Annotated in this window: 17 protein-coding genes; 3 read left to right on the top strand and 14 right to left on the bottom strand. The window is 69.1% G+C overall.

Translation table 11 applies throughout. The features are described from left to right. Window positions 1-30 precede the first annotated feature (30 nt). Together AB0F51_RS34640 and AB0F51_RS34635 are read left to right on the top strand one after the other, a co-directional pair. Window positions 31-417 (top strand): BlaI/MecI/CopY family transcriptional regulator, encoded by a 387-nt coding sequence (locus tag AB0F51_RS34640; protein ID WP_360286959.1) that lies wholly within the window; start codon window positions 31-33, stop codon window positions 415-417. Continuing rightward, window positions 414-1,319, top strand: coding sequence for a M56 family metallopeptidase (locus tag AB0F51_RS34635; protein ID WP_360286956.1), 906 nt, complete (start codon window positions 414-416; stop codon window positions 1,317-1,319). Before AB0F51_RS34640 ends, AB0F51_RS34635 begins: the two co-directional genes overlap by 4 nt. A 152-nt stretch (window positions 1,320-1,471) precedes the next feature. Here AB0F51_RS34635 and AB0F51_RS34630 read toward each other — a convergent pair whose 3' ends face one another. From AB0F51_RS34630 to AB0F51_RS34615, 4 genes are all read right to left on the bottom strand, one after another. Beyond that, window positions 1,472-2,590, bottom strand: a complete 1,119-nt coding sequence (locus AB0F51_RS34630; RefSeq protein ID WP_360286953.1) for a beta-eliminating lyase-related protein — start codon at window positions 2,588-2,590, stop codon at window positions 1,472-1,474. A gap of 33 nt (window positions 2,591-2,623) precedes the next feature. Further along, window positions 2,624-3,349: a zf-HC2 domain-containing protein gene (locus tag AB0F51_RS34625; protein WP_360286951.1), complete on the bottom strand. Its 726-nt coding sequence runs from the start codon at window positions 3,347-3,349 to the stop codon at window positions 2,624-2,626. Further along, window positions 3,346-3,879: a sigma-70 family RNA polymerase sigma factor gene (locus AB0F51_RS34620; protein ID WP_360287035.1), complete on the bottom strand. Its 534-nt coding sequence runs from the start codon at window positions 3,877-3,879 to the stop codon at window positions 3,346-3,348. Before AB0F51_RS34620 ends, AB0F51_RS34625 begins: the two co-directional genes overlap by 4 nt. Window positions 3,880-4,034: 155 nt before the next feature. Beyond that, complete coding sequence (locus AB0F51_RS34615) at window positions 4,035-4,520, bottom strand: hypothetical protein (protein ID WP_360286948.1); 486 nt, start codon at window positions 4,518-4,520, stop codon at window positions 4,035-4,037. 83 nt (window positions 4,521-4,603) lie between these two features. On the opposite strand from AB0F51_RS34615, the gene AB0F51_RS34610 reads away from it, so the two are divergent. Beyond that, a complete protein-coding gene (locus AB0F51_RS34610; protein ID WP_360286946.1) occupies window positions 4,604-4,933 on the top strand; it encodes a nuclear transport factor 2 family protein in 330 nt (109 codons plus the stop codon). A gap of 9 nt (window positions 4,934-4,942) precedes the next feature. Here AB0F51_RS34610 and smc read toward each other — a convergent pair whose 3' ends face one another. From smc to AB0F51_RS34560, 10 genes are all read right to left on the bottom strand, one after another. Continuing rightward, on the bottom strand, window positions 4,943-8,506 hold the full coding sequence (gene smc, locus AB0F51_RS34605) for a chromosome segregation protein SMC (RefSeq protein WP_360286944.1): 3,564 nt from the start codon (window positions 8,504-8,506) through the stop codon (window positions 4,943-4,945). A 222-nt stretch (window positions 8,507-8,728) separates the two neighbouring features. Then, window positions 8,729-8,884, bottom strand: coding sequence for a hypothetical protein (locus AB0F51_RS34600; protein ID WP_360286942.1), 156 nt, complete (start codon window positions 8,882-8,884; stop codon window positions 8,729-8,731). 189 nt (window positions 8,885-9,073) lie between these two features. Then, window positions 9,074-9,928 carry a bifunctional DNA-formamidopyrimidine glycosylase/DNA-(apurinic or apyrimidinic site) lyase gene (mutM, locus tag AB0F51_RS34595; protein WP_360286939.1) on the bottom strand — a complete coding sequence of 285 codons (855 nt, stop codon included), beginning with the start codon at window positions 9,926-9,928 and terminating at the stop codon, window positions 9,074-9,076. A gap of 6 nt (window positions 9,929-9,934) precedes the next feature. Beyond that, window positions 9,935-10,666, bottom strand: a complete 732-nt coding sequence (gene rnc, locus AB0F51_RS34590; RefSeq protein WP_360286937.1) for a ribonuclease III — start codon at window positions 10,664-10,666, stop codon at window positions 9,935-9,937. A gap of 13 nt (window positions 10,667-10,679) precedes the next feature. After that, entirely contained in the window at window positions 10,680-10,871 is a 192-nt protein-coding gene (gene rpmF, locus AB0F51_RS34585; RefSeq protein WP_020389378.1) for a 50S ribosomal protein L32, read from the bottom strand. Between the two features lie 92 nt (window positions 10,872-10,963). Then, entirely contained in the window at window positions 10,964-11,476 is a 513-nt protein-coding gene (locus AB0F51_RS34580; RefSeq protein WP_360286934.1) for a YceD family protein, read from the bottom strand. A gap of 173 nt (window positions 11,477-11,649) precedes the next feature. Then, window positions 11,650-12,120, bottom strand: a complete 471-nt coding sequence (gene coaD, locus AB0F51_RS34575; protein ID WP_360286932.1) for a pantetheine-phosphate adenylyltransferase — start codon at window positions 12,118-12,120, stop codon at window positions 11,650-11,652. Then, a complete protein-coding gene (gene rsmD, locus AB0F51_RS34570; protein ID WP_360286930.1) occupies window positions 12,113-12,676 on the bottom strand; it encodes a 16S rRNA (guanine(966)-N(2))-methyltransferase RsmD in 564 nt (187 codons plus the stop codon). The genes coaD and rsmD overlap by 8 nt, the downstream gene beginning before the upstream one ends. Beyond that, entirely contained in the window at window positions 12,673-14,916 is a 2,244-nt protein-coding gene (gene recG, locus AB0F51_RS34565) for an ATP-dependent DNA helicase RecG (RefSeq protein WP_360286927.1), read from the bottom strand. Before recG ends, rsmD begins: the two co-directional genes overlap by 4 nt. Then, a complete protein-coding gene (locus tag AB0F51_RS34560) occupies window positions 14,913-16,568 on the bottom strand; it encodes a DAK2 domain-containing protein (protein ID WP_360286925.1) in 1,656 nt (551 codons plus the stop codon). The genes recG and AB0F51_RS34560 overlap by 4 nt, the downstream gene beginning before the upstream one ends. Between the last annotated feature and the right edge of the window lie 6 nt (window positions 16,569-16,574).

The following is a 16,574-nucleotide window of genomic DNA, read 5'->3' as shown; positions in this document are numbered from 1 at the left end:
TCTACTACACGTCGTAGTTATACTGGCCACATGGCCACCGACGAGAAGGTTCCGCGCCGCCTGGGCGAGCTGGAACGGCTGGTGATGGAACAGCTGTGGGCCGCCGACGGCGCGCTCACGGTGCGCGAGGTGCACGATCGGCTGTCCACCACCCGCGAGCTGGCCTACACCACCGTGATGACCGTGCTGGACCGGCTGGCCAAGAAGCAGCTGACCGAGCGCGAGCGCGACGGCAAGGCCTGGCGCTACAAGGCCGCTTCGCCGCGCGAGGAGCTGGCCGCCGACCTGATGCGCGACGCCCTCGACCGGGCCGGCGACCGTCGCGAGGCACTGGTGCGCTTCGTCGGGCAGGTCAGCGACGAGGAGGCCGCGCTGCTCCGCGACGCGCTGGCCCGGCTGGAGGCACAGGAGGGGTGATCACCCCACTGCTGCTCGCAGCGCTGGCCCTGGTGCTGACCGGGCCGGCTCCGGCACTCATGGCTCGGGCGACTTGGCCGTACCGGATTCCCCGGGCTGCTGTCGCCCTGTGGCAGTCGATCGCGCTGGCCGCAGTACTGGCTGCTGTCGGAGCGGGGATCTCGCTGTCGTACTCGACGGCGGGTCAGCCTGGTGAACCACGGTTCGATCCGTCGTCGCCGCGGGACCTTGCTGCGGCTCTAGTGCTCGCACTGACCGCTCTGGTCGGCATACGGCTGCTCTGGGCGGTCGGACGCGTTGCTGTCGGGACTAGAGCCCGCAGGAAGCGCCACCGCGACCTGGTCGACGTGCTGGCGACACCTGACGGGCTGATCCCGGGGCTGCGAGTACTGGCCGAGGAGACGCCATTGGCCTACTGCTTGCCCGCGATCCGGGGCTCCCGAGTAGTCGTGTCGGTGGGCGCACTTGACCGGCTGGACGACCGGGAGCTGCGCGCAGTACTGGCGCATGAGCAGGCACATCTGCGGGCCCGGCACGACCTTGTGCTGGAGGCCTTCACGGCGCTCCACATGGCGTTCCCCCGCTTCGTGCGGAGCGACATCGCGCTGGACCAGGCGCGCACACTCGTGGAGCTGCTGGCTGATGACGACGCCCGGCGCCGCAGCGGCCCACTGCCGCTGGCCCGCGCACTGGTCGCCCTGGCAGGCTCACCGGCTCCAGAGGCCGGCCTTGCCGCTGCCAAGTCGTCCACGGTGCTGCGAGTCCAGCGACTGGCTGACCCCGCGCCCAACTCGACCCTGCTCGCGGCTGCCGCCTACAGCGCGGCGGTTCTGCTGCTGGTCGTCCCCACCTTCACAGTCGCCGCCCCGATCGCCAAGGCAGTCCTCAACGCTGTCAGCTAATGGCCGATGCCTCGGCCTTCCCCCCGGGCTACTGCCAGGAGGACCAGGCCTGACAGGACTAGCAGGACGAGCATGGTGATGACGAACGTCAGCACTGGTGATTTACTCCCCGAATTGTTGCCGTGCAAGAACCCCGCTCCCTAGTGACGAAGTCACCCGTCGAGAAGTTCCCCGCTCAGCAACTCTCCGAAGGCCTTGGCCACTTCGTCGACGCGCCACTGCAGCGTCCCCGGCGTGACGACCAGCTCGACCCACGACCAGCCCGGTACGTCGGCTGCCTGCCAAGTGGCCGCCGTTGCCTCCCGAGTCGCCTCCATCCGCCGGATCGCGGCCAGCTCCATCTGCTCGGCCGGACGCGGCGCGTAGACCCGGAACGAGTTGGTGTGCGGCGGCTCGGGGAACACCCGGAAACCCGTGTTCTGCAAGGCCTCTGCCAACTCGACCGCCCGCTGGTGCAGCTCCCCCATCTGCGGCAGCACGGTCCGCAGGCCTTCGCGCGCGGACACGGCGTACGGGAAGAGCGTGTAGAGGTTGCCGCCGAGCCTGCGCTGCCACCGGCGTACCTCGGCAACCACGTCCTCGGGTCCGGCCAGTGCGGCACCGCTCAGACCACCGAGGCCCTTGTAGAAGGAGACGTAGACCGTCGAGGCGAGTGCAGCGATCTCTGCCAGGCTGTGCTCGAGGTACGGCGTGCTCTCCCACAGCCGGGCGCCGTCGAAGTGCAGCGGTACGCCACGCGCTTCGCAGGCCGCAGCAAACACCACCAGCTCGTCCCAGGTCGGCAGCACGAACCCACCGTCGCGCAGCGGCAGCTCCACCGTCACCGCGGCCAGCTTGCCCGGGATGGCGGCTAGCTCATCAGGCCGAGGCTGCCGCGGCTCGGACGTCATCCGCTCGATCCGCAGGTGGTGAACCTCTTCCAACGCGTTCAACTCGTGCAACAGCAGATGAGACAACCCGTGTACTGCGACGCGCTGCGTCCCCGCGCGGTCTGCGAAGACCCGGAGCACGCTCTGCTGGGCGAGGATCCCACTGGGCAGGAAGACAGCCGCCGGCTTGCCCAGCAGCTCAGCGACCTCCTGCTCCAGCAGCGCGACCTCACCACCGCTGCCGTAGCCGTCCCGGCCGTCCTCCATCGCCACGTCCGCCAGCGCCCGGAGCGTCTCAGCAGGCGGCACCCTGCGACCGGACAACCAGCGCGTGCAGCCGTCAGCCGCGGCCTTACGCCGCTCCCGCAGATCTTCGGTCGCGTCCGTGATCGCGTAATTCACGCTATCCATCTTCCCGGACGTCGCAACCGAGTATCAGAGCGGAGTGGTGACCACGTGCTCTCCCTGGAGGGTTTTGATCTGCACCGACTTCACCTGGTCGACCCGTACGAGCACACTGCCGCTGTAGCGGGCGCCGTCTCGTGCCGCTTTCTCCGGCACCACCCAGCTACCGGCGACGTAGGTCTTGCCCGCCTTATCGGTGACGAGCATCTCGCACTCCTCGCCGGCCGTCAGGTTGGACAGCTTGACAGTGACCCAGCTCCCGCCCGGCCGCGGCTCCACAGTGGCTGCCATCGTGACCTTGGTGACCGCATCCGTCGCAGTCGCCTGCTTGGAGCCGGCAGGCGGAGGACTGGCCGCATAGGGGTCGTCGACCGAGCTACGGCCGATCAGTACGCCGCCACCCAGCGCGCCGGCGATTAGCACGACGGCAGCAGCAACCAGGAGCCATGGTCGGCGCATGCGGGAACCACCCGAGCCACCAGTCTCAGCAGCAGGAGCGGCGGAGGCAGGGGCGGCCTCAGCAGCAGCCACCTCTCGTAACGTGCGTTGCAGCAGGAGGTCGCCACCCGGCGGCGGACCATCGAGGAACGCCTCAGGCGGTACCTCGCCGAGGAACTCCTTCAGCTCCTCCAGCTCAGCCAACTCCCGGCGGCAGGCCGCACAGCCGGCCAGGTGCTCGTCGACCTCGCGAACCTCGTCCGGCTCCAGCGCACCGAGAGCGTAGGCGCCGAGCTGCGAGTGGTCATGCTCGCTCATCGCGCCACCTCCGCTTCGGATCCGGCCATCACTGCGCGCAGCGCACGGAGGGCGTAGTAGGACCTCGATTTCACCGTACCGGGCGGGATGCCCAGTTCCTTCGCAGCCTCCGTCACGGACCGGCCGCGGTAGTACAGCTCCACCAGTACTTCGCGATGCTCCGGAGACACCTGGTCGAGCGCGTCGAGCACCACCATGGTGTTCACCACCGACTCGGAGTGGTCTCGCTCCACCGGCGGCCGGTCCTCGACCTCGGCCACCTCGGCGGGCCGGACGGCACGCGCCCGGGCCCGATCCGTCACCAGGTTGCGCGCAACAGTCAGCAACCACCCACGCACGGACCCCTTGCCGTCCACGAGATCGTCGGCATGCTTCCACGCCCGGACCAGAGTCTCCTGGACGACGTCCTCCGCGGCGGCCCGGTCACCGGTCAAACGGGTCGCGTAGGCGAGCAGGCTGCGCCCGTGTTCGGCGTACAGCGAGCGGATCAGCGCTTCGCCCGTCTCCGGACGGCGGTCCGTCTCACCCACCGCAGTCCTCCCGGCCTCGATCGTCGAGCTAGATCGTACGACAGCGGCCCAGTCCGGAGGACCCTTCACCGGGCCGGACAGGACGATCGAGATCGGACCGGGTCCGTCGGCCCAGCCTGAGCCGGCGAAGGTCGCGGAGCCGGCGGCCATCTTCGTCAGTAGCCGGAGCCCGGTGCGGGCTCGGTGGTGATCTTCTTGCCGTCCGCGCCGACCACCCACCAGACTCCCCCGACCGCCTGCCCGTCGGCCTTGCCCGCCTTGTCGTCCTTCGCGAACTGGTACAGCGGCCACCCGGCCAGCGTGACCTGCTTGCTGCCGTCGGTGCGCGTGACGGTACCTACGAGCGAGGCGTCCACCCCGTCGACCTGCGGCGTACCGGAGGTCACGGTCAGCGGCGGCCACTTGGCGGCGCAGTCCCCGTCGCAGTTGGACTTCGACGGCGCAGCGGTGTCCTTGTCGAACACGTAGAGCGTCCGACCGGTGCCGTCGACAACAATCTTGCCCAGGTTGGAGACTTCCGCCGTAGCCAGCTTCGTCCCAGCAGCCTGACCGCCGGCGGCAGGCTCGTCCTCTCCACCACACCCCGTGAGCGCGGCCAGCCCGAGGACGGCCACGCCGACGATGACGCCAAAGCGCTTCATGATCCTTCTCCCCGCTCGTTGACACCCTCCACACGGCTGCACAACCGAAACGGTTCAAGAACAAGCCCAGCTACCTTTGTCCCATGACCGATCAGGACACCCTGCCGACCGCGGTCCAGCGGGTACTCCGGGCCGTCGACACCCACGACGCCGACGCCTTCGTCGCGTCATTCGCCCCGGACGGCTACGTCGACGACTGGGGCCGCCAGTTCCGCGGCCCGGACCAGATCCGCTCCTGGAGCGACTCGGAGTTCATCGGCAAACGCGTCACCTTCACCAACACCCACATCTCCACCCCCGGCAACCCCGTCACCATCGCCACCACAGTCGGCGGCAACGGCTACAACGGCCCCTCCCACTTCACCTTCGACATCCAGAACGACCAGATCGCCTCGATGACGATCACCGCCTGAACCACGCGATCAGGCGGGTTCGGTTTCGCGGATTCGTTGGGAGATGACTGCGGAGACGCCGTCGCCGCGCATGGTGACGCCGTAGAGGGCGTCGGCTACCTCCATGGTGCGTTTCTGGTGGGTGATGACCAGGAGCTGGCTGTTCTCGCGGAGTTCCTCGTAGATCTCCAGCAGGCGGCCGAGGTTGGTGTCGTCCAGAGCCGCCTCGACCTCGTCGAGGATGTAGAACGGCGACGGGCGCGCCTTGAACAGGGCGACCAGGAAGGCGACCGCGACCAGTGAGCGCTCGCCGCCGGACAGCAGCGACAGGCGCTTGACCTTCTTGCCCGGTGGGCGGGCCTCGACGTCGATGCCGGTGTTCAGCATGTCGTTGGGGTCGGTCAGCACGAGCCGGCCCTCGCCGCCGGGGAACAGCCGGCTGAAGACGTGCTCGAAGGCGACCTCGACATCGCGGTAGGCCTCGGTGAAGACCTGCTCGACGCGGTCGTCGACCTCCTTGACGATGTCCATCAGGTCGCGCCGCGACTTCTTCAGGTCCTCGAGCTGCTCGGCGAGGAAGCGGTGCCGCTCCTCCATCGCCTCGAACTCCTCCAGCGCGAGCGGGTTGATCCGGCCGAGCTGGTTCAGCGCGCGCTCGGCCTGCTTGAGCCGCTTCTGCACCTTGGCCCGGTCGAACGGCTCACCCTCCAGCTCGAGCGTGTTCTCGTCACCGTCCTTGGGCAGCGGCGGCACCAGCTGATCCGGCCCGTACTCCGCGACGAGCGCGTCGACCTCAGTACCCAGCTCGCTCAGAGCCTTCTCGTACAGGGCCTCCAACCGCATCTTCTGCTCGGCCCGGGCCAGCGCATCGCGGTGCACGGTGTTGGTGAGCTGCTCCAGCTCGCTGCTCAGGTTTCGAGTGGCGGAGCGGGCCTGGGCCAGCGCCTGCTCACGCTCGGCCCGCTGAGCCTGAATCGCCGAGCGCTCGGTGGCTGCAAGCTGCAGCGAGTGCTCCAGCCGCGCCAAGACATGTCCCGCGGCCAGGTGCACGGCCTGCGCGGCCTCTGACTGCCGGGCCCGGCGTGTCGCCCTAGCGATGGCCCGAGCCCGGGCCTCCCGCTCCTGGCGGGCCGCGCGCTCCAGCGAGTCGGCACGGCCGGACAGGGCCCGCGCACGCTCCTCGGTGGTCCGCAGGGCGAGCCGTGCTTCCATCTCGGCCGCCCGGCCTGCCTTGGCCGCCTCGGCGAGCCGGTCACGCTCGGTCGGGTCGGGCTCGTCGCCCTCGTCGTCGCCGTACTGCTCGACGTCGCTGAGCCGCTTCTCGAGGTCGGCGAGGCCGGACAGGTTCCGGTCGCGCTCCTCCTCGGCCGCCGCGATCGCCTCAGCCATCCGCTGGGCCTCACCGCGGGACGCCTTCGCCAGTGACCCGAACTGGGCCAGCTGCTCCGCCACCGCGGCCATCGACGCGTCCGACTCGTGCAGCCGGGCCAGCGCGATCTCGACGGACTGCTTCTGCGCCTCCCGCTCGCGCTCCATCTGCGCCAGCTCGAACCGCAGCCGCTCACTCCGCGCAGTCGCCTCGGTCAGCTTCTCGGCCGCCTCGTCGACAGCGGACTGTACTTCGATCAGGCTCGGCGCGGCGTCAGAGCCGCCGTACGCGAAATGCGCACCCAGGACGTCGCCCACGCGGGTGGTCGCGGTGATGTCGGGCAGGTGCTGGATCAGCGACCGGGCCGCGGCGACATCCTCGACCACGGCGACCTTGCGGAGCAGCCGTCGCAGCGCGGGCCGGAGCGTCTCCGGGCAGTCGACGACATCGACGGCGTACGTCGCGCCGTAGGGCAACTGTGGCCAGCTGGTGTAGTCGTCGGCCGGAGCGTCGCCGAGCAGCATCCCGGCGCGGCCGAGGTCGTGCTCCTTGAGGTGGCCGACAGCGTCCAGCGCGGCCTGCGTGTGCGTCACGGCGACCGCGTCGGCGGCCTCGCCCAGCGCGGCGGCGATGGCGGTCTCGTAGCCGGCGCGGACGCTCAGCAGCGCGGCGACCGATCCCATCAGGCCGGTGACCTGCTCGGAGGCGGCCAGCAGAGCACCGGCGCCGTCCTTGCGGTTCAGGCCCATCTCCAGGGCGTCCTTGCGAGCGGTCAGGCCGGCTCGCTCCCGCTCGGCGTCCCGCTCCTCGGCGCGGAGCTTGGTGAGGCGCTCCTCCAGCTCGTCCAGGACGCTCTGGGCTGCCTCGTACTCCTCGTCCAGGCCCCGCTCACCGGCGTCGAGGCCGGCCACCTGGGTCTCCAGCGCGGTGAAGTCGTGCTGGGCCTTGGCGGCTCGCGCCTCGGCCTCGGCCTTGTTGGCGGCCAGCCGGCCGATCTCGGACTCGGCGGCAGCCGCGCGGCTCTTCAGCGCGTTCACCTGACCGGTCAGCCGGGCCAGACCCTCGCGGCGGTCGGCAGCGGCCCGGATCAGCGCCGCGATCCGGCGCTCCTCCTCGGCGTGCTGGGCCTCCAGCTCCTGGCGGTGCTCGATCGCCCGGGCCAGCAGCTCGGAGTGCTCCTCGACCTCGGCCTCGATCTGCGCCTCGGTCTCGCGGACTCGGGCAGCCTCCAGCTCGAGCTCCTCGGGGTCGCGACCGCTGCGCGACTCCTCGGCCTCGTCGTTCAGCGACCGGATCCGGTCCGCGGCGATCCGGGCGGTGCCCTTGATCTTCTCGCCGAACCCGGACAGCGCGTACCAGGTGTCCTGCGCGGCCTGCAGAGCCGGCGCGTCGGTGCGCAGCGCGTCCTCCAGCTCGGCCTCGAGATCCCGCGCCTCCCGCAACGCGGCCTCGATCTGGGAGCGCTTCTCGGTCAGCGCCGCCTCGTCCTTGAGCTCGGCCTCGAGCGCGGACTGGGCCTGCACGATGTCGTCGGCGAGCAGCCGGGACCGGCCGTCGCGGACCTCCGCCTGGATCGTCACCGCCCGCCGCGCCACCTCCGCCTGGCGCCCGAGCGGCTTCAACTGCCGGCGGATCTCGGCGATCAGGTCGCCGAGGCGGTGCACGTTGCCCTCGGTGGACTCCAGCTTCCGCAGCGCCTTCTCCTTGCGCTTGCGGTGCTTGAGCACCCCGGCCGCCTCCTCGACGAAGCCGCGGCGGCCCTCGGGCGTGGCACGCAGGATCGAGTCGAGCTGCCCCTGGCCGACGATGACGTGCATCTCGCGGCCGATCCCGGAGTCGCTGAGCAGCTCCTGGACGTCGAGCAGCCGGCAGTTCTGGCCGTTGATCTGGTAGTCCGAGCCGCCGTTGCGGAACATCGTCCGCGAGATGGTGACCTCGGCGTACTCGATCGGCAGCGCGCCGTCGGTGTTGTCGATGGTCAGCACCACCTCGGCGCGGCCCAGCGGGGGGCGGCCGGAGGTGCCGGCGAAGATGACGTCTTCCATCTTGCCGCCGCGCAGGGACTTGACGCCCTGCTCACCCATCACCCAGGCGAGCCCGTCGACGACGTTGGACTTGCCGGATCCGTTGGGGCCGACGATGCAGGTGATCCCTGGCTCGAAGTTCATCGTCGTGGCCGACGCGAATGACTTGAATCCTCGGAGCGTCATACTCTTGAGGTACAAAGCGAGGCTCCCAACCCGTGAGTGGACAGACGGTACCGAAAGGAACCGTCGTAACTGCTCGTAACGCTGCCGCTACATGCTGCCGCTACCCGGGGGAAGAAGTTCCGAGCGCAAGTCTACCCAAGCCGGACCCGCAGATCGGCAAAAAACGCGGCGGAGGCCCCGACAAAGGGGCCGCCGCCGTGGGTGGTGCGGACGGTGATGTGGTGCGGCTTCGGCGGGTCAGACCGATGCAGGCTCGCGCAGAGCCTCATTGACCGTGAGCAGGCGTCCGTCGTGTACTGCTGCGACCAGATGGTCGTTCTCAGCCTGCAGGCGCATCACGTGCGCCTCCAGATCGGCGACACGCCGGTTGAGCAGACGAACCTGCTCGAGCATGCGCGGGTCAGTGCCTCCAAGGTGCCCTAGAAGAGCCTTGGCCATTGTGCTGTCCTCCGGAAGGGGTCTGGCAGTTTGGCGCCCCTGGTCCCTGTGATGACACGGAGCGCAGAATTGTGTGCCGTCTTTCAGGGTGACACCGCGACGGGGTTGGGTCAACCTGAGCTACTCGAATTAACGATACCGCGCTCACCACCGGGCGTGTCGCGGCGCCGGCTGGCATTTCGGGCAGCGGAACGAGGAACGGTTCATGAACGGCTCGCGACGGATCGGACGGCCGTCCCGCGGACAGGGCGAACCCTCTTGGCCGTAGACCGCCAGACCGCGCTCGAAATAGCCGGATTCCCCGTTCACGTTGACATACAGGGCATCGAAGCTGGTCCCGCCGACCTCCAGCGCCTCACCCATCACCGCCCTGGCGTGACCGAGGATTTCCCTTGCCTGCAAGGGTTTCAGCGTCTCGGTCGCCTTGGCGTAGTGCAGCTTCGCCCGCCACAAAGCCTCGTCGGCATAGATGTTCCCGACTCCGCTGACCAGTGTCTGGTCGAGCAGCGCGCGCTTCAGACCGGTCTTGCGCCGCCGCAGTCCGGCGACGAAAAGGTCCTCGTCGAAGAGCGGGTCGAACGGGTCCCGGGCGATGTGCGCGATCTCGGCCGGCAGCTCGGCGCCGCCCTCGGAGTACGACAGACCACCGAACATCCGCTGGTCCAGAAAACGGACCTCTCCGCCCTCGTCGGCGAACCGGAAACGGACCCGCAGGTGCTTCTCGTCCTGCGCTCCGACCGGCTGGACGCGGAACTGCCCGCTCATCCCCAGGTGCGCCAGGATCGCGTCCCCGGACTCCAGTGGGAGCCACAGGTATTTTCCGCGCCGCGCCGGGGTGGCGAACGTCTGCCCCTTGAGCTTCGCGACGAAGTCGTCCGGCCCGGCCAGATGCCGCCGTACCGGGCGAGGATGCAGTACCTCGACGGCGTCGATCGTCCGCCCGGTGGTGAAATCCGCGAGTCCGCGGCGAACGACCTCTACCTCGGGAAGCTCAGGCACCGGACGCTAGGGCTGCTGGGACGGGTCTGTGCTGTCCGGGTGGGCTGCCCTGAGCGCCTTCCAGGCGGTTTCGGCAGCTTGCTGCTCGGCTTCCTTCTTGCTCCGGCCGATGCCGTGGCCGTAGGTGTCGGAACCGATCCGCACCCGCGCCTCGAAGGTCTTGGCGTGGTCAGGACCGGACTCGGCGATCACGTACTCCGGTACGCCGACTCCCAGCTGCGCCACCAGCTCCTGCAGGCTGGTCTTCCAGTCCAGGCCGGCACCCAGCCGCGCCGACGACTCCATCAGCTCGTCGAACAGCGTGTGCACGACCCGGCCGGCGGTCTCGAACCCGCGATCCAGGTAGACGGCGCCGATCAGTGCCTCGACACAGTCGGCCAGGATCGACGACTTGTCGCGCCCACCGGTGGCTTCCTCGCCGCGCCCCAGCCGAAGGTACTTCCCCAGCTTCAGCTCGCGGGCCACACCCGCCAGGGCGCGCATGTTGACCACCGCGGCGCGCAACTTGGCCAGCCGGCCCTCGGAGAGGTCCGGATGGTTGCGGAACAACGACTCCGTGACGATGACGCCGAGCACGGAGTCCCCGAGGAACTCCAGCCGCTCGTTGGTCGGCAACCCACCGTTCTCGTACGCGAACGAACGGTGGGTGAAGGCGTGCTCCAGTAGTTCGTCAGCCAGCGATACGCCGAGCCGCTGGTTCAGCTCGGCGTAGAGCCCCGATCCGTTGACTGAATTCACTGACTGGTGCCGTTTAGCTCTCGACGACCTGGCGACGCTCGCCCTTGGCGCCGTACTGGCCGCAGGTGGGGCAAACGGTGTGCTGCAGGTGCTTCGCGCGGCAGGCGGGGTTCACGCAGGTGACCAGGGCGGGCGCAGTGGCCTTCCACTGGGCCCGGCGGCTCCGGGTGTTGCTGCGCGACATCTTCCGCTTCGGAACGGCCACGGTTATGACTCCTCGGTTCGGCCGGGGGCTTGCGACCCGGCCGGCTGGCTGGTGACTTGGCGAACTGCTTCAGGTACTACGGCTGCTCGGTACTACGGTCGTTCATCCTGCGGGAGCAGGCCCTGCAGAGCGGACCAGCGCGGGTCGGCTCCGTCCTCGTGCTTGTGGCCGGGCTCCTCCACCAGGCGCACCCCACACTCGGGGCACAGACCCGGACAGTCGTCCGTACACAGCGGCTGGAACGGTAGCGCGAGCACCACCTGGTCCCGCAACGCCGGCTCGAGGTCGATCAGATCGCCCTCCATCCGGCTGGCCTCGTCGGGCTCGGCCTCGCTACCGGGGTAGACATACAGTTCCTGGACGTCGGCGAGGAACTCGTCCTCGACGTCGACCAGGCACCGCGCGCACTCCCCGACCAGCCGGCCACTGGCCGAACCGGTCACGAGCACCCCTTCGACCACCGCTTCCAGTCGCAGATCGAACTGGATCGGATCGCCTTCGGGGACGCCGATCACGTCGATTCCGAGATCCGGCGGTGCCGGAGCCGTGAAGGAGACCTCGCGCTGGGACCCGGCGCGGCGTGACAGCTCGTGCGTATCGATCACGAGTGGGGACCGCGGGTCCAAGGCGTTCAGGACATCCCTTTCAGGCGTAGGCAGGCAGAATCTCGGTCTCAACAAGACCAGTGGACAACATTACCAAGTCCGCACCGGTTGGCCCAATCCGGGCACTCACCGCGCGCGCCGACCGGGCACCTCGGCGCCCCGGTCACGCTCAGCTAGAGGGCCGCGAGCAACTTCGCGTGGACGGCGGGCGGCAGGAAACCCTCCACCGGACCTCCCAGTTTCGCGATCTCCTTGACCAGGCTGGAGGAGATGTAAGCGTTCTCCGGGGCGGTCGGCACAAACAGCGTGTCGACACCGGACAGCTTCCTGTTCATCTGGGCCATCTGCAGCTCGTAGTCGTAGTCCCCGCCCGAGCGCAGCCCCTTGACGATCACTGTGGCCCCCTCGGCCCGGCAGTAGTCGACCAGCAGCCCCTCGAAGGTCCCGACCCGGACGTTCGGGTACGGTGCGGCGATCTCGGTCAGCATGGCGACCCGGTCCTCGACGCTGAACAGCCGCTGTTTGGACTGGTTCACCCCGGTCGCGACGATCAGCTCGTCGAACGCGGCCGCCGCCCGGGCGATCACGTCCAGGTGCCCGTTGGTGGGCGGATCGAAGGTGCCGGGAAACACAGCCCTACTCATGGCGGTGACCGTACCAAAGCCGCGCCTCGCCGTACTTGCGGTCCCGCAGCGCGGCGAACCCCTCGGGCCACTCCCAGGGCTCGCGCTTGGCCCGCTCGACCACGACCACCGCATCATCGGCCAGCCAGCCGCCGGTCACCAGCGCGGTCAGCACGTCCTGCAGCTCACCGGCTTCCAGCTTGTACGGAGGGTCGGCGAAGACCAGGTCGACCGGTCCTTCCAACTTGGGGCCTGAGGCAACCTTCTCGACCGGCCGGGTGAGCAGAGTGGCCCCGGGCAGCCCGACAGCTTTGATATTCGCCGCAACCACCTCGGCCGCCACGCGATCCGACTCGACCAGCACAACCTGCAAGGCGCCCCGAGACAACGCCTCCAGCCCGACCGCACCCGAACCGGCGTACAGATCGAGCACCCGCAACCCGTCGAACCCACCGAATTCCGCTTCCAGAGAAGAGAACAGCGCCTCCCTGACCCGATCAGCCGTCGGCCTGGTTCCGTTGCCAGGTGGTACGGCAATCCGCCTGCCTCCGGCCACTCCCCCGACGATGCGGGTCATGTTTTCTCCAAGTAGTCGGTGGCTTCGGACTCCAGGGCGCTGCGGATGTAGGAACGTAGTACTGGGTATTCGGCGAGTTCGGCGTCGACCGAGATGAGGGAGTTGGCGACGTGGCGGGCGGTGAGGATGATTTCCTCGTCGCGGAGGACGCTGAGCAGTTTGAGGCTGCTTCGCCGACCCGACTGGGCAACTCCCAGCACGTCGCCCTCGCGGCGGTTCTCCAGGTCGATCCGGGACAACTCGAAGCCGTCGCTCGTCGCGGCCACGGCGTCGAGTCTGGCTCGTGACGGTGAAGCCGGCCAGGTGTCGGTCACCAGCAGGCAGAGGCCCGGCACCTTGCCCCGGCCGACCCGCCCGCGCAGCTGGTGCAGCTGGGAGATGCCGAACCGGTCGGCGTCCATGATCACCATCGTCGAGGCGTTCGGCACGTCCACGCCGACCTCGATCACCGTGGTGGCGATCAGCACGTCGATCTCGCCGGCCGCGAACCGCGACATCACCGAGTCCTTCTCGTCGGACGGCAGCCGCCCGTGCAGGATCTCCACCCGCAGATCGCCCAGCACCTGTTCGAGCACCTCGGCCACCTGGAGCACCGAGATGGCCGGCCGCGGTTTGCCCTTCGCGCCGCCCTCGTCCTCCGCACCGGCCGCGAACTCGCCTTCCTCATCACCGGCGTTCTTCACGTCGTCGCCGATCCGCGGGCAGACGACGTACGCCTGGTGGCCCTTGCCGACCTCCTCGCGGACCCGTTCCCAAGCGCGATCGAGCCAGGCCGGGCGCTCCTTGGCGGGCACCACCGAGCTCATGATCGGCGACCGTCCGGCGGGCAGCTCGGTCAGCGTGGACACCGCCAGATCGCCGAACACGGTCATCGCGACGGTCCGCGGGATCGGGGTCGCGGTCATCACCAGGACATGCGGCGTCGCGTCCCCCGACTTCTGACTCAGCGCGGCCCGCTGCTCGACACCGAACCGGTGCTGCTCGTCGACCACCACCAGCCCGAGATCGGCGAACTGCACCTTGTCCTCGAGCAGCGCGTGCGTGCCCACCACGATCCCGGCGGCGCCACTGGCCGCGTCCAACATCGCCGTACGCCGGGCTGCTGCATTCAGCGACCCGGTCAGCAACCCGACCCGGGTGGCCTGCTCGGCACCCCCGAGCATGCCCTGCTCGGCCAGCTCACCGAGCATCTTCGTCAACGTCTTGTGGTGCTGGGTTGCGAGCACCTCGGTTGGGGCGAGCAGTACCGCTTGGCCCCCTGCGTCGACCACCGACAGCATCGCCCGCAGCGCGACCACGGTCTTGCCGGAGCCGACCTCACCCTGCAGCAGCCGGTGCATCGGGTGCGGCCGGGCCAGGTCGGCGAAGATCTCGTCGCAGACCTCGGCCTGTCCCTCGGTCAGCCGGAACGGCAGCCGGGCGTCGAACTCGTCCAGCAGCCCACCCGAGGTCCTGACCCGCGGCACGGCCTTCAGCGCGTCGGTGACGGCCCGGCGCTGGGCCAGGATCGTCTGCATCACCAGCGCCTCCTCGAACCGGAACCGCTTCTGCGCGACCTCCCAGTCCTTCTCGGTCTCCGGCAGGTGCACCTTCTGCAGGGCCTCGCGCAGGCCGATCAGCCGCTCCTTGCGCAGGATCAGCTCGGGGATCGGGTCGTCCACGTCCTCGAGGTTGTCCAGCACGATCTTGATACTGCGCTCGATGGTCGCGGTCGGCAGCTTCGCGCTGGCCGGGTAGAGCGGCCGGAACGGCTTGGCCCGGCGCTCGATCTCCTCCTCGGTCAGGTCCTCCTCGTCGAGGATCTCGGTGCCCGGGCCCTTGAGCTGCATGATGTCGCGGAACATCGTCACCTCGCCCCAGAACAGCGCGGCCGTCCCGACGGTCAGCTTGTTCGCCAGCCAGGGCTGGTTGAAGAAGGCGAGCTCGAGGTCGTTGCGGCCGTCGGTGACGACGACCTTGGTGATCGTCTTGTGCCGGCGGAACTTCTGCACCTCGTCGGGGCGGATCTCCTGCTTGGAGTCCAGCGAGCGGACGGTGACCTTCTTGACCCGCCCGCTGACGGTCGCCTGGTCGCCGACCTGCAACTCGTCGAACGGCGTCAGCTCGCCCTTCTTCAGGTAGCGCCGCGGGTAGTGCCGCAGCAACTCACCGACGGTCTCGATGCCGAGCACCTCGGCGAAGCTCTTGGCCGTCTTCGCCCCGACGAAGTCGCGGAGCTTGCGGTCGATGTCGGTCTTCATTCCACCCCGATCAGCAACGGGTACCTTTCCTGACCACCGTCGTACACCACGACATCGACATCCCGGCGAATCCGCCGCACGTGCCGTACCAGCGCGTCGACCAGCGCCGGGTCCACCTCACGGCCGGTGACCACCGTCATCAGCTCGCCGCCACCGCCCAGCAAGCGGTCCACAACTCCCGTTGCCGCGGTCTCCAGGTCGTCGGTGATGAGGGTGAAGTCGCCGTCCACCACGCCCAGCGCGTCACCGATCCGGCAGGTGCCGGCCATCGTCCAGGCGTCCTTCACGGCGATCGTCACCGCGCCGTGCCGGGTCTGCCCGGCCGCTGCCGAGAGCTGCACGACTGCGTCGTCGAAGCTCCGCTCAGGGTCGTGTACTGCGATCGCCGCCAGCCCTTGGACCTGTGCCCGCGTCGGGATCACCGCCACCCGTACGCCGTCCTGCCGGGCCGCAGCCGCCGCTGCCTCGGCTACTGCGATGGAGTCGCTGTCGTTGGGCAGCAGCACGATCTCCGGCGCTCCGGAACGCTCAATCGCCTTCAGTAGCTCACCTGTCGAGCAGCGCCTTCCAGGGCCGCCTTGGACGACGACTGCACCGGCCTCGGCGAACAGGTTCGCCAGTCCGTCGCCAGCGGCTACAGCGATCACCGCCCGGTTCGGCACCGGCACCCGGTGAGCCAGGTCGGCGAAGTGGGTGACCCTGATCCGGTACGGCTTCCCGATCCCTATCCCGAGCTCGATAGCCGCGCCGACGTCATCCGTGTGCACATGGACGTTCCAGAGCTCGTCCCCACCGACCACCACGACCGAGTCCCCCAGCCCGGCGAGCTGCCCGCGGAAGTCGCCGATCTGCTCGTCCGGCGCCTCCAGCAAATACATGACCTCGTACGCCGGTCCGTCTGGATCCAGGTCGGTCCCTTGCGCCGGCACCAAGGCCTCCAGCGGCGGAACCCGAGCCGGTACGCCGGTAGTCGCCGCCGGCCCGCGTCCGGACAGGACCGACTCCATGGCCCCCAGAATCACGACCAGCCCGGCACCACCGGCGTCCACGACACCGGCACGGCGTAGTACCTCCAGCTGCTCGGTGGTCTTGGTGAGAGCCACTCGTGCAGCCGCTACTGCAGCCAGACACACCTCGGCCAGGCTCTTCCCCTCGTTGGCCGCCTCCATGGCCGCAGTAGCCGCCTGCCGGGCAACCGTGAGCATGGTCCCCTCAACCGGCTCCGCCACCGCGCTGTAGGCAGCATCAGCCGCAAACACCAACGCATCCGCGAAGGCGACCGCCTCACTCATCCGCGCATCCGCCAGCACTCCCCCACTGACCTCCACTGGATCTCTGGGAAGGTTCTCCGCCAGCCGTAAACCACATGCGCGGACTAGTTGGGAGGTGATGACTCCGGAGTTGCCGCGGGCTCCCAGGAGGGCTCCTCGGCCGAAGGCTTGGACTGCTTCGGCGAAGGTGAGTTCGCCTTCGGGGAGGGCGTCGCAGGCTGCCTCCCAGGTCAGGTAGAGGTTGGTGCCGGTGTCGCCGTCAGGGACGGGGTACACGTTGAGCTCGTCGATCTCCGCCCGGGCGCGCCCGAGCTCCGACAACGCAGTACGGGCCCAGGCTCGTAGTACCGCCGTCGTCAGCACCTCTCCACGCACGTCCACGCCCGG

It is taken from the genome of Kribbella sp. NPDC023855, from assembly GCF_040639475.1.
Classification (GTDB): Bacteria; Actinomycetota; Actinomycetes; order Propionibacteriales; family Kribbellaceae; genus Kribbella.
Note: the sequence above shows the minus strand (reverse complement) of the source record. Positions and strands in the feature narration are given on the sequence as shown.